A 15,757-nucleotide genomic window follows, 5' to 3' on the forward strand; every position below is an offset into this window, starting at 1 on the left:
GGTTCATTGTTTAGCAAAAATCTTCCAAAAGCATTATCAGAAAGGATAACCGATGGCAAAATGCAGCGCCAGGCTGTCTTTGAACTTGGGGATATTGTAATATCCCGACTTGCCTGTCTCGTAGGGGTCGTGCAGTCCCACTCCGCAATCGAGGCGGAAAACCAGGAAATCCATGTCGTAGCGCAGGCCGGCACCGGTGCCCAGCGCTATCTGCTTGGCAAAATTCTTCAGGGTCAGTTCGCCGCTGGGACGGGCTTCGTCGGGACGCATCAGCCAGACGTTGCCGGCATCCAGGAAGACGGCTCCGTGCAGGTCGCCCACAATGCGGAAGCGGTATTCCACGTTGGCTTCCATACGGATGTCGCCCACGTGGTTGATGAAGGAGTATTTGTTATCCTTGTCGGGAGGGTAGCCGCCGGGACCCACGCTGCGGGCTGCAAAGGCGCGTACGCTGTTGGCACCGCCTATGTAGAACTGTTCGGTGTAGGGCGCCGTTGTGGCATTGCCGTAAGACCAGACCACGCCGCCCGCCACGCGCGAGGCTATCATCTGGTTTCTGTCTATGCGGTAGTGGTAGCGGAACTCGCTGTTCAGCTTCAGGAACTGGGCAAAGGGCACGCCCAGCAACTTCTTGTCCCGCTGGCTGAAGGGCTGGCCGAAGAGACGGTAGACGAGTGATGTGACGTTGCCAGCCGAAGCCACCGTGGTTTGCCACCAGATGGGGTTCCGCACGCCGCGCAGGGAGCTGTTGTCGTACGTATAGGTGTACTCCATGGCGGGTATGAACTGGTCGCGCAGGCTGACGTATAGGGCCGGGTTCTCTTCCTGGAGGTTCTTGAACTCTTCCGTAGGATTGCGCAGTACATTAAAGGTCAGGCGGAAGGGCGTAAAGCTGTGCTTGGCCGTTGGCTTCGGCTGGAAGTCGTAGGTGGCGTTGCCGCCGAAAGCCAGCAGCTTGTAGTATTTGGCCCGGTTCAGCTGGTCTACATACAGACGGAAAGTGGTGGTGGCCGGGAAGTCGTATTCGCGGTCGCCCATCTGCGGGAAGACTACGCGCGGAAAGGTCAGCGAGCTGGAAAGTCCCAGTTCGTAACTGTTCATCAGCGACGAGCGGTCCTTGCCTGTCTGCCATTCGTAGGAGCCGCTCAGTTTCACATTCCAGGTTTCGCCGCCGCCGAAGACGTTGTTCTTCGTCAGGGTGAAGGCGGCTCCCGGGCCTGCCTGGTTATTGCTTTTCATCTTTACGTTGAAGTCCAGCTCTGCGTCGTAGGGCTTGTCCAGCATGGCCATTACGTTCAGGTCCAGCGTATCGGAGAGGAGGGCCGTGTCGCGCGGCGTGTACTGCATGTCCAGGTAGCGGAAGATGCCGACACTGCTCAGGCGGTTCTGGATGCGGCTCTGCCGGTACTCGCTGTACAGCTTCTGATACGAACGGCGGCGCGCTATGCCCGTGCTGTCCGCCACTTGCTGTTTCCGGCGGTAGTTCTGGTAGTTCATCCAGCGGTAGAGCATGTTGGGGCGCACCCGCAACTTGTCGTGGTAATATATCCGCAGGCCTTTGTAAATCAGGCTGTCATTGGGCAGCTCTCCCTGTTTCCCATAGAGATAGAAAGAGGCCTTGCCTACGTAGAAGGGCCGTTCGGCGTCCTTGGGCATGCCGGCCACGGGTACCATGCGCATGGCCACATGTCCGCCCGGCACCAGCGTTGTGTCTGCCTGATAGGTAAGGTAATCGGGGCGGAAATAGTAGTAACCCACGTTGCGAAGCAGACTGCTGATGCGGGTACGCTCGCCGTCGAGGTCGGTGACGTTGAACTGCTCGCCCGGACGGATGAGTGACCGGCGGCGGCTCATCTCCATGATGCGCAGGGTGCGCTCGTTGAAACCGCTGAAGAAGACCGTATCGATGAAGTAGGGGTTACGCATGTTCACGGTATATTGCAGCTTCACCTTCAGCGTGTCCTTGGGGTCATAGAAGGTCTGGTAACTGACATCTCCGTTGAAATAGCCGTAGTCGCGCAGGATGTTCTTGGCTGCCTTCACGCGTATGTCGGGATTGACCGTAGAGAGGAACACGGGCTTGGAGGCGAACCGGTTGAATATCATCCGTCCCAGGCCGCTCTCGTAGTTCACGAAGCCGTTGTATATCCACAGCCCCACGGGGAAGGGCATACGCAGGGTGGAACTGCCCAGGAAGGAGTTGTTGGGAGCCGTGGCAAGGGCTGCCTCCACTTCCTCCAGGGCCGTATTGCCTACGGAGGTGGGGGTGGGATTGTCCACAATCATCCCTTTCTGCCCGATGTAGAGGACTTCCCCCTCGGGCAGGTTCCGCGTGGTGGAGCAGGCTGCAAGCAGCAGGCACAGCGCCAGGCCGGTCATGAACCGTTTCATCTCATTCATCGCTCTCTACTTTTTTCCTTTTGTTCCTTTTGAAGATGAAGAGTTCGCCCAGGCGGTCCATCTTCCGGCGGAGCACGAGACCCACACCCGTCTCGGTGATTTCTCCATCCAATATGCTGTCATAATTCTTGTCGTGGAACACACGCACATAGCGGGTGCCCGAGGCATCCAGGCGGTATTCCACCGAGATGTTGTCTATGAACGACTCCACGTCGTTGGTCGCGTTGGCTCCGGTAGACACCTTGCCGCCGATGATAATCTGCACGCGGTCGTTGAAGAAGCGCTGCGAGTAGCGGAAGCTGTAGTCGGTCTGCTTGTCGCCCGTCTCGGCGGCGGTGCGGTCTTCCACGCCCACACTGAAGCTGGCGTTCGCGCTGGCCAGGGCCGAACCGGCCAAGGCGTTGATTTGGCTCTGGAGCACGCTGTTCAGGGCAGAGCCCATCGAGAAGCCGCCGCCCTTGCCTCCGTTGTTCAGGTAGACGCCCGTAGCCAGCATGGCAATGGCCTGCTTGCTGCGCTCTTCGGCACCCATGGCCTGCAGTTCGTTTTCCACGGTGGCGTCGTCGGGCGCGGCGATGTCAAACACCAGTTCGGGCGCCTCCAGCCGGTTCTTGATGGAGATGGACACGTCGAAGTTCACCGTGCGCGAACCGTTGTCTCCGTCGGCCACCGAGGCGCGGACGCGTTCCGTGGCCTTCAGGTTCAGGGTGGGGTTCATCAGGTTGCCCTTCCAGTCCACATAGCTGCCGCTGGCAAACTGGAACTCCTTCAGGGGGATGATGGGCAGCGAATACTTCATGACGCCTCCCGAAAGGGTGTAGCGTCCTGTCAGGTTCATGTTGCCCTGCGGCGTATATTGCAGGCTGAGGTCTCCTCCGCCCTCCAGCTGCACGTACTTGCTGCGGTCGGCGCTGAGGTCGGCGCGCAGCTGCACGGCCTCGTCGATGTGGACCGTCATAATCATGTCCATGCCTCCCAGCGACATGGTGGGAACTTCGTCGGCAGCGACAACGGTGGTGTCGCCAAAGGAGGTGAAGGTCACCAGGCCGTCCAGGCGGTCTTCCACCGTCAGGGGCGAGTCGGTCAGCACATAAGTGACGTCCGTATTGCCCAGCAGATTCATGTTGCCTCTCATCACCAGCGCGTCGAGCGGTCCGCGGAGGGTGGCCGTCAGGTCTACGAATATCTTGCCGTACACCAGGCTCTCGCGTGTGCGGGGAGCGTCCAGCAGCGTATAGTTCATGGCCCGCAGGTTGAGTTCGGCCGTAGGCTGTTCCACCTTGCGGAAGTCCACATTGCCGTCTATGGTGAAGGGATTGCGGCTGGTGGTATAGATGGCGAATTTGTTGAACAGCAGGCGGTTGTCCTTTATCTCCAGCGGACGCTTGTCGAACCAGTAGCGTGCGCCCACCTGGCGGGCAGATACCGACACGCTGTCCAGCGAGACTTGGCCGTTGAAGAGCGGACTGTCTGACGTTCCGCTCACCTCCAGTTCGCCGTTGACATGGCCCGTCAGTGCCACCAGCTGTTCGGGCACGAAGGAATTGGCAATCTCCAGCGGGAAGCGTTCCAGGCGGGTCGTTACGTCTACCTCACTCTTCCCGTCGGCCTGCTTCAGGGCGCCGTCGGCCGAGAGGACTTCTTCGTCGTTGAATGTCATGTACGTGCTCAGATAGTGTACGTTGTCCTCGCCGGGCAGCCAGGTGGCTCCCAGGCCTATATCGCCCACGGGGCGGTGGTTGTAGGTGAGCTGCCGGACGTTGGCCTCGGCCGAAAGCTGGAGCGAGGTGGCCTTCTGGATGTAGGTGGCCTCGGCCGAGAAGAGGCCCGTCATGCGCGGCATGTAGGGCAGCATGTTGCTGAGCTCGCTCAGCTTGAAGCGGCTCAGTTCCACATTCATGTTCTGAAGGGACAGGGTGTCGCTGCGGTCTGACTGCATGCGGAAGCACAGACCGTCGTCGCTGTCCATGTCCACATTGGCATACAGGCGCATGTCCTTGTGCAGGTATATCCAGTTGCTGTTGTCTACAAAACGGAACTTGCGGAAGGCGATGACCGGCTCGGCAGGCGTCAGCTGGAACAGTACCCCGTTGCCCTTGCCGTTCCCCTCGCTCAGCGGACGGGCGTTCACCCCGAAGAGCAGGCCCGTATCGCCGTTCCCGTCCTTGAAGTCTACGGTCAGCCCGGCGTCCTCGCTGCGTATTTCGCCCGTGAGCAGGCTGCGGAAGACGTACTGCGGATTGCCGGGAGCGTTGATGACGCCGCCCTGCAACTGGATGCGCGAGGTGTCCTGGCGGATGGCAAAGAAGATGGTGTCCAGCTGCAGCGAGTCTACGTGCAGGCCGTGCAGGGCGCTGCGTCCGTTGATGCCCACCTGGGGCGTGAAGCCGAAGTTGAGCTTGAAGTCGTCGTAAGTGATGTCCTTCGTGGCCAGGAAGTATCCCACGGGGTTCTGCCTGCCCGCCGTGAGGTTGATGCCCGCCGAGGGCAGCAGGCGGCGCAGGGCCGCATGGTCCAGCTTGCGGTTTTCTATCTGTGCCGTCAGTTCGGCCATGAAGCGGTCCGACTGCTCCATCAGTTTCTTCAGCGTGCTGTGGGCACGGAAGCGGAAGTCGAGGTCGCCCGCCGTGAGTTGCAGCTTGATGGAGTCGTGGCGTGCCTCGCCTCCCAGGCTGAAGGCAAAGGGCCGTTCCAGCGGGCGGGGGGCGATGCCCAGCTTGTAGAGGTCTACCTCGTCGACGTTCAGGGCTATCTTGCCGTCCAGATAACGGCGGTCCAGGCGCATCTCGGCGGCCGTCTGCATCTTCAGCAGGGTATTGTCGCTCGTCAGCTTCAGTGTGGCCAGCGCCGACTTCAGGCCGGCGTCGAGCGTGACGCCCGACACCTTCCAGCGGCCGTAGTGCAGCTGTCCCAGCGCCAGATGTACTTCGGACCGGGTGCGTGCCGAGGTGAGGTCGGTGCCCCGTCCCCGGGCCGAGGCCTTGGCCGAGAGGGTGTAAATCGAGTCTTTGGGCAGGAAGTGGTGAAGCTGGAGCGTGTCGGCCCTCAGGTCGGCCCGGTACTCTTCGGTGGACGTATTGTAGGCGGCGTCCAGGTGCAGCGTGCCTTGCCGCTCGCGCAGGTTGAGCAGGGCGGAGTAGGCAGGGCCGTCCAGGCGGAGGCGCGCGTCAAGCTTCATGCTGTCGGGCACCACCAGCGAGCCGTCGGGCGTGACGCCCGTCAGTCCTGTCAGGAAGTTCAGGTTCAGGGTCTGCATCTGCAGGTCCAGCGTGCCGTTTCGCTGCAGGCTGTCCGTCAGGTTCCACAGCTCGCCCCCGCCCTCCAGCAGGAAGGCGCCGGGCAGTTCGGCCGAGAAGCGCGATATCTGCATCTGCTTCAGGTTGCCGTCCGTGCCCGCATGGATGACCAGCGGGCGGAAGGGGTAGGCGTCGGTAAAGGTCTTGGGCAGGCCTCCGGCAAAGAGCAGCACGTCCTGCTTGCCTATGCGGGCGTTGAAGCGGGCGCTGAGGCGGCCCGTGGTGGGTATGTTCACCAGTTCCCAGTAGGTCTGGGCGGTCAGGTCCATTTCGCTGTGGGGGGTGAGCAGGCGCAGGGAGGGCACGCGGATGACGGTCGAGTCGGCAAACAGGCGTCCTGTCAGCGAGGTGACGCTGAGGCCCGAGCGCTCGTTCATGGAGAATTCGCGCACCACGGCATTGAGGTTGCGCCCGTAGGCCATCACGGAGTCGATGCCGATGCGTATGTCGCGCAGGGCGATGTGCGAGGCGTCGAAGCCCTCGGCCGGCTCGGAACCGCCCGTGTCGTACTTGAGCGTGGAGCCCGAGAGCAGGAAGCGGCGCCAGCCGTAGAACTGCTTTCCCAGGTCGGCGTCGGCATCTTCTATCACGGCTTCGCCCAGCGTGGCGGCCAGGCGCACGGAGTCGAGCGGCATGTCCAGTGTCAGCGACACGTTCTTCAGCTTCAGCGCGTGCAGCGCCACCTTCCAGTTCAGTGCCGTAGTGGTCGTGTCGGGCGGCGTCTGGGTGGTATCGGCCAGTTCCACCTGCAAGTGGGTGTCGCTCAGTTCCACCTGGTTCAGTATGGCGTCTTCGGCCGTCAGGTCAATGCCGTGGCTGGCCAGGAAGAACTTGCCCAGCACTCCCTTGACGCGCATGCCCTCCACCAGTCCGGCCGAATTGACGGCCACCTGGCTCAGGGTGATATTGTCCACCTCCACCCGGCCCTTCAGGAGCGGCCAGGCCTGTACACGCACCTCCAGCCGCTGCAGGTCCAGCAGGGTGTCGGGCCGCGCCTGGCCCTGCGCAGGGTCGGCCGGCTGTATCACCCGCACGCCGCGCACCAGCAGGTTCAGGGGGAAGCGCAGGTCGATGCGCTCCACAGATATGTCCATGCCTGTGGCTTCCGACGCCATTGCCGTGACCTGCTTCCTCAGTACGTTCTGCACGGGAGGCACGTAAAGCAATATCATCAGCACCAGGAACAACAGGATGGGTGTGAGCAATATCCACACTGCCCTTTTCAACCATTTCTTTCTCGTCTTCATATCAAGCGTTCACAAGTGAAGCATGGCCTGCCGGAATGAAGGAACAGCATCTGTCTTGTCAAGATGTTTTCAACAGGCCGGACAAACCTATCGCAAAGTAAACAATTTATTTCGACATTTGTTGCTCCCGGGCCAAAAAGTATTCGGCCTTTCGCCCCGTGGCCGGAACCCGCCTTACGGGGCGATTCTGAAAACTGCTGGGCATCAGCGGTTTGGCGTGACGGCGGAAAAGAAAAAACTGACGGGACGGATGGCGCTTGCTGCCCGCCCGGACAATGCCTGCATGGTGTCCGGACAATGCAAGCACGGTCTGCGGAGAATGCAAGCGTCGTCCGGACACCATGCGGGCATTGTCCGATAGAGGTGCGGCTGTCTTCGGAAAAGGAAACGCCTGGCGGAGGATGGGGGGGAGGGGAGACGGCCTGTCTTGTAAATACAATTTATCTTTCCGGACCGTGAAGGCCGTCGGGCGTCACTGGGCGCCGGCCTGCGGGCCAGCCGTTTTCTCCTCCAGCTTCTCCAGCACATCGGCCACGGCAGAGAGGGCCTCGTCGGCACAATGCTTCAGGCGGTCGGTGAAGGAGGCGTCGCGGGCTGCTTCCAGTTCCCTCAGCCGGCCGACCAGCTTCTTGGCCCCGATGAGGGTGAAGAGGGGAATCATCTTGTGTGCCACGGCAGACATTTTCCGCGGGTCGGCTGCATCGCGGGCCTGCTGCAGGTATCCGCTGTTTGCGCGGGTTTCGGAAGCGAAGCTTTCAAGGATGGAGCGGGAGGCCGCCTCGTCGTCGCCCGAGAAGGCGGTAAGGGCCGTGAAGTCGTAGGAGGGCGGTGCGTCGTCCGGCTCGGGCGGCAGGGGCGCGTCTTCCGTTTCGCCGGTGCCGGTCGCCCCGGCGGTCTCGTCTCCGCAGCCTTCCACTTCCTGCAGCAGCTCCTTCACCGTGAAGGGCTTGTGCAGGCGGCCCGCAAAGCCGTGCTCTGCAAACTCTGCGCGCTTCATGTCGCTGCGGGCTGTGACGGCTATGACGGGAATGGTACGGGCCTGGGGGATGTTGGAGGCGCGCAGCAGCCTCAGCAGGTCGAAACCGTTGATGGCCGGCATCTGCACGTCGGTGAGCAGCACGTCGAAGTGTCCTTCCCGAAGCGCGTCGAGCAGTTCGTCCAGCTGCAGGCAGGCCACGGCGTCTATGCCTCCCTGCTCCAGCATGGAGGTGGTGAGCATGAGCTGGATGCGGTCGTCGTCTATCAGGGCCACCCGCAGGGCGGGGGCGGCAGAAGACGCGTCGGGCGTCGGCTCGGTCGGGTCTGCGTGGGTCTTTCCGTTTTCTTCCGTCTCCTTCCCGGTGTCTATGTGGACCGGGAACAGGGGAACGCGGAGGGTGAAGGTGCTGCCCTTGCCGGGGCGGCTGTCTACCTCGATGGTGCCTTCGAGCAGCTGCACCAGCATGCGCACGATGGACAGGCCCAGCCCGAATCCCTCTTCGCCCTGCGCTCCGGGCAGGCGGGTGAATTCCTGGAAGATGCGTTCGCGGTCGGCGGGGTCCATGCCCTTGCCCGTATCGGTCACGGCTACCACCAGCCGGCGGTTTTCGTAACGGGCCTTGAGGGTGATGCTTCCCCGTTCGGTGAACTTCACGGCGTTTGACAGCAGGTTGTTGATGATTTGCTTCAGGCGCAGCGGGTCGCAGATGTAAGTGCCCTCCAGCTCCTCGGCAATGTCGCAGTGCAGGGCCAGGCCTTTGGCGGAGGTCAGCGGTTCAAAGCTGACCCTGATTTCGTCCAGCAGGCGGGCGGGATGGAAGGTGACGCGGTTGATTTCGGCCTTGTGGAGGTCGAGGCGGTGAAAGTCAAGCAGGTCGACCACCAGCTTCAGCAGGTGCTGCGACGAGGTCTTCATGTTGTCCAGGTAGAAGCGTTGCCGCTCGTCCACGGTAAGCCGTGCCAACAGGTCGGCATAGCCCATGATGGAGCCCAGCGGTGCCTTGAAGTCGTGCGTGATGGCCAGCATCAGCTTCTCGCGGGTGGCCAGCAGGTCTTCCGCCCTGCGTCGGGCTTCCTCCAGCTGGCGGCGGTAGCGGTTGCTGCGGGTCACGTCCCTGCCTATCAGCACCAGGAAGAAGGCCGAAAGGAACACGGCTCCCACCGCCACGCCCGCAATGGTGCGGGCCGAACGCCTGCGCACGCTCTGCTGCTTCTCGGCCTCCATGCGGGCGCGCTCCAGCGTCTCCTGCTCGTAGGTCTTCAGCAGGCTGTCTATCTGCTCGGTCAGCAGGTGGTCCATGCGCTGCAGGGTGCGGTTGCGGCGCTTCACTACGGTATTGGTTATTTTCTGCTGTTCGGCCACCTCGCGCAGCTTCTCCTGCAAGGAGTCCGTGGGGTTATAGAAGTCTATCACCGTGTCGGTGCTGAATTCCAAAGAAGTCTTCACCTGAATGGCGGTGTCCTTCTTGGGCGGGACAAAGACCTCGCCCAGACGGCGGAAGAAGCCCTTCTTCTTCGGTTTGGTGACAATGGTGTCGCGATGGGCAATGATGCGGCGCTTCACCCGCTGCTGGGTGATGACCGAGTCTTGTGTGGCAATGATGTGTTCTATCTCGCTGGTGGAAATCATGCTGTCGTTGGCCTCGCTCAGCGTGCGCAGCATACGGATGGTGTTGGCGTCCTTCTTGCGGAGCAGGGTAATCAGGCTGTCGGCCCACATCATGTCCTTGTCCTCGGAGAGGGTGAGCTTGTCCACCTCCCGGTGTACGAACAACAGGGAGAAAAGCAATACGGCAAGCAGCAGCGTATAGCCAAGGACAATCTTTACTTTCGATACACTATTCATGCGTCTGATAACGGAAGCGCAGCCACAACATGATGCCTGCGCTGGTCAGCCCGAAGGGAAAAGCCATCCATACCCCCGTCACTCCCCAGCCCAGCACGAAGCCGCAAAGGTAACCTACGGGCAAAGATATAACAAAATATGCGATAAATGCTATAAACATCATGGGTTTTACGTCCGAGATGCCTCGCAGGGCGTTGGCGAAATTAATCTGGAGGCCGTCGCCGAACTGGTAGATGAGGAAGGGGAAGAACAGGGCAGACACCATGGCGGTCACTTCGGCATTGTCCGTAAACCAGCCTCCCAGCTGCCCGCGCAGGGCAAAGATGATGCTGAGCAGCACCACGGCCATGCCCAGTATCAGGTGGAAGCCCGCGTAGGCCGAGCGGCGCACGTTCTCCCTGTCGTTCTGTCCCTTGTAGTTGCTGACGCGTACGGCCACCGCTGCCCCCATGCCGTAGAACATCATGAAGGTGAACTGCGAGATGGTGAGCATCACCTGGTGCGAGGCCAGCGCGATGGTGCCCAGCCAGCCCACCATGATGGTGCTGAGGCTGAACGAGGCCGTCTCCATGCCCATCTGCAAGCCCACAGGCCAGCCCAGGGCGTTGAGCCGTCTGAACACGGGCATCGAAAAGCCCAGACGGGAGAATCCCGCCCGGTAGCGCAGGAAGCGCCGCCCGCGCAGCACCACCCAGGCAAAGACCAGCACCATCAGCACCCGCGAGAACAGTGTGCTGACACCCGCTCCCAGCAGGCCCAGTTCGGGCAGGCCGCACTTGCCGTTGATGAGCACATAGTTGCCCGCAATGTTCAGGGTGTTGCCTCCAAGCAGCACCCACATGGCGGTCTTGGTGTCGGTAATGCCGTCGGTAAACTGCTTGAAGGCATTGAACAGCATGACGAACACCAGCGAGAAGAGTTGGGTCAGGTAGTAAGGTTTGATCAGGGGGAGCAGCTCTTCGGGCTGTCCCAGCCGCTCCACGTTGAAATAGAGCAGGGTCATGAGCAGCGTGAGCAGCAGTCCCACCAGGAAGTTGGCCAGCAGGCTGCAGCGCAGGGCCTGTCCGGCCTCGGAGAAGCGGCGGTTGCCGTAGCAGCTGCCCACAACGGGCGTAAGGCCGTAGCTGAAGCCCGTGCAGAAGATGATGCAGAGATTGAACACATTGTTCACGAACGAGGCCGCCCCCAGTTCCTCCGTGCTGTGGTGCCCCACCATTAGCGTATCGGCAAAGCCCAGGATGATGACACCCAGCTGGCCGATGATGATGGGAAGGCCCAGAAAGAAGAGGGCGCGGTAATGTTTCTTGTAATTATCAAAGATTTCTCTCATCATTCAATGGGTAGAATGCTCTGCTGCGGAACCGGCCGGCGGTTGGTGTCCGCGGCAGAAGCCTGTCATCCTTTCTTGTAGTGCAGCACCACGCCGTTCTCCGGCCGGAAGGCGCGGGCGGCCACATCGCGCAGGTGTTCGGGCGAGACCGAGCGGTAGCGTTCCACTTCGCGGTCTATGTCTTCGGCCTGTCCGGTCAGCTCGAACCAGGCCAGATTGGTGGCCACGTTCAGGTAGTTGATGTTGCCGAAGATTTGGGTGGACTCGAACTTGTTCTTCACCTTCTCCAGTTCCTGTGTGCCTACGGAGTTGCGCATGAGGTCTTCCAGTTCGCGGCGTACGGCTTCTTCGGCCTGTTCCAGCGAGATGCCCGCGGCAGGCTTGCCGGAGACATGCAGCAGGCCCGCGTCGCGTGTGCCCGAAATGTAGGCGTCTATGCTCGAGAAGATTTTCCGTTCCTTCACCAGACGCAAGTTCAGACGGCTGGAGCTCCCGTTGGAGAGAATGTCCGACAGAATGTCAAAGGCGTAGTAGTCGGGCTCGTCGCGGCGACAGGTGTGGAAGGCCATGAAAAGGGCATCCAACGGCACGTTGCGCTCCACAGTCAGCCTGCGCTCCTCGGTCTGGACAGGTTCTTGGGGCAACCGGCGGACAGGCACGTCGCGCCGGGGAATGGGGCCGAACCACTTCAGCGTCAGTCTGAGCGTCTCTTCCCATGAAATGTTGCCCGTAACGGCCAGCACGGCATTGTTGGGCGCATAGAAACGATAGAAGAAGTCTTCCACTTCCTGCAACGTGGCCCGTTCGATGTGGGCCAGTTCCTTGCCGATGGTAGGCCAGCGGTAGGGATGTACCTTGTAGGCCAGGGGACGGAGCAGATGGCTCACGTCGCCATAAGGCTGGTTCAGACAACGCTGCTTGAACTCTTCCATCACCACCCCGCGCTGCACGTCAAGGCTGTGCTCGCTGAAGTCCAGTGCCAGCATGCGGTCGGATTCCAGCCAGAAGCCGGTTTCCACGTTCGACTTGGGAATGGTGAGGTAATAGTTGGTTATGTCATTGTTGGTCCACGCGTTGTTCTCCCCGCCCGCCTGTTGCAGGGGACCGTCATAGTCGGGGATGTTCACCGAGCCTCCGAACATGAGATGCTCGAACAGATGGGCAAAGCCCGTATGCTCGGGGTGCTCGTCACGGGCGCCCACATCGTAGACAATGTCCAGCGCCACCATCTGCGTATCCTTGTCTTCGCAATGCACCACCCGAAGCCCGTTGTTCAATGTCTGCTTGTTGATTTTCATGGCTGTCCCCCTCAGTCTAAACCGTCAGTCCAGTACCGTCACTTTCTTGATGACTACGTCCTGTTCGGGGCGGTCGCTGCGGTCTGTCTTTACTTTCTGTATCTTGTCCACTACATCCATGCCCTCCAGCACTTCGCCGAAGACCGTATATTCGCCGTCCAGATGGGGAGTGCCGCCTACGGTCGTATAGGCTTCCACCTGCTCGGGCGTGAAGCGGAACTCGGGCATCTTGGCCACTTCGGCCTCAGCCTGTGCAATGAGTGTGTCCTGCAGGTTCATCAGTCCCTCGTGGTCGCCGTTCTTGCGCAGCTTGTAGATTTCCTTCATGTGCTTCTGGGCCAAGGCGTTGAACGCGTTGTTCAGACGCATCTGTCCCATCTGCTGCTCCATGCCCAGCAGGGTGGAGTCGCTGTACACCTTGCCGGTCACGATGTAGAACTGGCAGCCGGACGATTCTTTCTTGGGGTTCACGTTGTCACCCTGGCGGGCAGCCGAGAGGGCGCCGCGCTTGTGGAAATACTTCGGATAGACGAATTCGGCGGGGATGGTGTAGCCCACGTCGCCCGACCCCAGCATCTTGCCCTTGGGCGCATTCTTCGATTCGGGGTCGCCTGCCTGTATCATGAAGTCCTTGATGACCCGATGGAACAACGTGCCTTCGTAGGTTCCGTTTTCGGCCAGTTTGATGAAGTTGTCACGGTGCTTGGGAGTTTCGTTGTACAGTTTCACGACAATGTCTCCCGCAGAGGTCTCAATTTTCAGTCTCGTTTCTTGTCCCATATCTCTGTTCTTCTTATGCCCTGAATTGCAGGCAGTCAGTCCGCAAGCCAGAACGGTTAATAATGTTATGAAAAGGCCTTTCATCTTTCTTTTTATTTAATTTAAGCCTGCAAATATACGACTTTCGGACAAAACCACTTACCTTTGTATCTTAAAAGAGACAAAAGCAGAGGAAATGAAGTCCATATTAATCGTTGAAGACGACATTACTTACGGCATGATGTTGAAGACCTGGCTGGGGAAGAAAGGCTTCCAGGCAAGTTCGGTCAGCAGCATAGCCCGTGCCCGCAAGCACATCGAGACGGAAAGCGTGGATCTGATATTGTCCGACTTGCGCCTGCCAGACCATGACGGCATCGACCTGCTGAAGTGGCTGGGTGAAAAGGAACTCTACATCCCTCTCATCATGATGACGGGATATGCCGATATCCAGTCGGCCGTGCAGGCCATCAAACTGGGTGCCTGCGACTATGTTGCCAAACCCGTCAACCCCGATGAACTGCTTAAAAAAATCAACGAAGCTCTCAGTGCCCCGCAGCCCGAGAAGGCTGCCGCTCCCGCTCCGTCGGCTGGTGGTAGCGAACTCCACGGGCACACGGGTCATGGTATCGCACCTGCGTCCGTGCTCCAGTCCGACTTCATCGAGGGCGAAAGCGACGTGGCCCGCCAGCTTTTCAACTATGTCCGCCTGGTTTCGCCTACCAACATGTCTGTGCTCATCAACGGCGCCAGCGGAACGGGCAAGGAGTATGTGGCCCACCGCATCCATCAGCTCAGCAAACGGGCCGACCGTCCGTTTGTGGCCATTGACTGCGGCTCCATTCCCAAGGAACTGGCTGCCTCCGAATTCTTCGGCCATGTGAAAGGGGCTTTCACCGGCGCTCTCAGCGACAAGACGGGAGCCTTTGTCGAGGCCAATGGCGGTACTATCTTCTTGGACGAAATAGGAAACCTGGGCTACGAAGTCCAAATCCAGTTGCTGCGCGCTTTGCAGGAACGCAAGATACGTCCGGTAGGCTCCAGCAAAGAAATCAACGTTGACGTCCGGCTGGTGACAGCTACCAACGAAAACCTGGAGCAGGCCATTGAAAAGGGGACTTTTCGCGAGGACCTCTATCATCGCATCAATGAATTCACTTTGCGTATGCCTCTGCTGAAGGAACGTCGCGAAGACATCCTGCTTTTTGCCAACTTCTTCCTCGACCAGGCCAATCGGGAGCTGGACAAACACCTCATCGGGTTCGACGAGAAAGCCTCGCGCGCCCTGCTGGAATATCACTGGCCGGGCAACTTGAGGCAGATGAAGAATACGGTCCGCCGTGCCACCCTGCTGGCGCAGGGTAAATACATCAGTTTGGCCGAGCTGAGTGAACTGCAGGAAACCGCTGCGCCTCCCGTGGGAATGTCGCTGCGCAACGAAGAAGCGGAAAAACAGCACATCCTCGAAGCCTTGCGCCAAACGGGAAACAACAAGAGCCGTGCTGCCCAGTTGCTGGGCATCGATCGCAAGACTCTGTATAACAAACTGAAGTTATACAATATACAGTAACCTTGTAAAAGATGGGAAGTCGGTACGCATTTGCCTTTCAGGGCTTGTGCGCAAGCCGTAACTGGCTCTTGCATGGCTCGCATCAGGCATTCGACTCAACGGAGAAACGTCCAGGCGACTTCAGAAAAAAAACATGCCTATGCAGCCTGAGACATTCTATGAATGTGGATAATTTCCACACTTTGCACCACAACTTCCACATCATTCCACAACGGTCAGAAATGGCAGTTGTGCTGATTTTCAGAAATTTAATTGCTTGTACCGATTTTGGCACACCGTTTGAGATATATATTATGCTGGTGTAGTGATTCTACACCGGGGATAAGAAGCAAAACTCTTACAAATTATAATGTACCAAAGTTTAATAGCAAATGAATAATTAAAAAGAATTAGTAACAGCCCTGTTTATGTTTGTTTGTGGTGGTACGTTCTTGACTGAAACCGGAATTATTAGGCATGTACCGTGCTTGTAGCATAGTCTTGTCGTCTGTGTTTCGGATAACAGTCAAGAACGTCCAAATCACAACTAAGTGGCCGAATAACAGTAAGCACACTTACGCAGAAGCCGTTCCCTCCTTGTCTATTCTGGGGAACGGCTTCTGTCGTTTTATACCATACCTTTTAGAAAATTGAGAGGGTAACGGATAGGTCGTGTTGGTTCTTTGACACGATGTTGTTGATTGAATATCCTTATATAAAAAAAGTTCTGAGGCAACCAATCCTCAGAACTTTTTGATTTCAATCTATACTTTCTGTACACCCTCAGGGATTCGAACCCTGGACCCACTGATTAAGAGTCAGTTGCTCTACCAACTGAGCTAAGAGTGCATACCCTTTGTTTTTTCGGCTGCAAAGGTAGGGCTTTTTTTTAATAGGGCAACTATTTTGGCTTACTTTTTTTTAAAAAAATATCCGCTGATTTGGGCAGAAAAACAAAAGAGGCTGTCTCAAAATAAACTTGAGATGGCCTCTGTTGTTTCATTTCAGATTGAAGTCATTTGGATTTCTCTCAAAAGATGAGTTTATAAACTTA

At 58.7% G+C, this 15,757-nt stretch carries 7 protein-coding genes and 1 tRNA gene; 1 reads left to right on the forward strand and 7 read right to left on the reverse strand.

The features are described 5' to 3' along the window. Positions 1-36 precede the first annotated feature (36 nt). The 6 genes from Q1Y74_RS08355 to Q1Y74_RS08380 all read right to left on the reverse strand — a co-directional run bounded on the left by Q1Y74_RS08355 (position 37) and on the right by Q1Y74_RS08380 (position 13,259). Positions 37-2,391 (reverse strand): BamA/TamA family outer membrane protein, encoded by a 2,355-nt coding sequence (locus Q1Y74_RS08355; RefSeq protein WP_300813802.1) that lies wholly within the window; start codon positions 2,389-2,391, stop codon positions 37-39. 1 nt (position 2,392) lies between these two features. Next, positions 2,393-6,943 carry a translocation/assembly module TamB domain-containing protein gene (locus tag Q1Y74_RS08360; protein ID WP_300813793.1) on the reverse strand — a complete coding sequence of 1,517 codons (4,551 nt, stop codon included), beginning with the start codon at positions 6,941-6,943 and terminating at the stop codon, positions 2,393-2,395. Between the two features lie 472 nt (positions 6,944-7,415). Beyond that, on the reverse strand, positions 7,416-9,767 hold the full coding sequence (locus Q1Y74_RS08365) for an ATP-binding protein (protein WP_300813795.1): 2,352 nt from the start codon (positions 9,765-9,767) through the stop codon (positions 7,416-7,418). Beyond that, the gene (locus Q1Y74_RS08370) at positions 9,760-11,097 is read right to left on the reverse strand and encodes an MATE family efflux transporter (RefSeq protein WP_300813803.1); all 1,338 of its coding nucleotides are present in this window, start codon (positions 11,095-11,097) and stop codon (positions 9,760-9,762) included. Before Q1Y74_RS08370 ends, Q1Y74_RS08365 begins: the two co-directional genes overlap by 8 nt. Before the next feature lie 65 nt (positions 11,098-11,162). Then, positions 11,163-12,395, reverse strand: a complete 1,233-nt coding sequence (locus tag Q1Y74_RS08375) for a pitrilysin family protein (protein ID WP_300813797.1) — start codon at positions 12,393-12,395, stop codon at positions 11,163-11,165. 24 nt (positions 12,396-12,419) lie between these two features. After that, positions 12,420-13,259, reverse strand: coding sequence for a peptidylprolyl isomerase (locus Q1Y74_RS08380; protein ID WP_300813799.1), 840 nt, complete (start codon positions 13,257-13,259; stop codon positions 12,420-12,422). A 91-nt stretch (positions 13,260-13,350) separates the two neighbouring features. Between Q1Y74_RS08380 and Q1Y74_RS08385 the strand changes: the two genes are divergently transcribed. Continuing rightward, positions 13,351-14,724 carry a sigma-54 dependent transcriptional regulator gene (locus tag Q1Y74_RS08385; protein ID WP_300813800.1) on the forward strand — a complete coding sequence of 458 codons (1,374 nt, stop codon included), beginning with the start codon at positions 13,351-13,353 and terminating at the stop codon, positions 14,722-14,724. Between the two features lie 755 nt (positions 14,725-15,479). Here the strand turns inward: Q1Y74_RS08385 and Q1Y74_RS08390 are convergent. Further along, positions 15,480-15,552 (reverse strand) — tRNA-Lys (locus Q1Y74_RS08390). Positions 15,553-15,757 lie beyond the last annotated feature (205 nt).

Origin of the sequence: uncultured Bacteroides sp. (genome assembly GCF_949298305.1) — a bacterium.
Lineage (GTDB): Bacteria > Bacteroidota > Bacteroidia > Bacteroidales > Bacteroidaceae > Bacteroides.

Bases quoted from the DNA above. Each gene is read 5' to 3' on its own strand.
- Q1Y74_RS08360 (WP_300813793.1), bottom strand. From the start codon at position 6,943: ATGAAGACGAGAAAGAAATGGTTGAAAAGGGCAGTGTGGATATTGCTC.
- Q1Y74_RS08365 (WP_300813795.1), bottom strand. From the start codon at position 9,767: ATGAATAGTGTATCGAAAGTAAAGATTGTCCTTGGCTATACGCTGCTG.
- Q1Y74_RS08370 (WP_300813803.1), bottom strand. From the start codon at position 11,097: ATGAGAGAAATCTTTGATAATTACAAGAAACATTACCGCGCCCTCTTC.
- Q1Y74_RS08375 (WP_300813797.1), bottom strand. From the start codon at position 12,395: ATGAAAATCAACAAGCAGACATTGAACAACGGGCTTCGGGTGGTGCAT.
- Q1Y74_RS08380 (WP_300813799.1), bottom strand. From the start codon at position 13,259: ATGAAAGGCCTTTTCATAACATTATTAACCGTTCTGGCTTGCGGACTG.
- Q1Y74_RS08385 (WP_300813800.1), top strand. From the start codon at position 13,351: ATGAAGTCCATATTAATCGTTGAAGACGACATTACTTACGGCATGATG.
- Q1Y74_RS08355 (WP_300813802.1), bottom strand. From the start codon at position 2,391: ATGAAACGGTTCATGACCGGCCTGGCGCTGTGCCTGCTGCTTGCAGCC.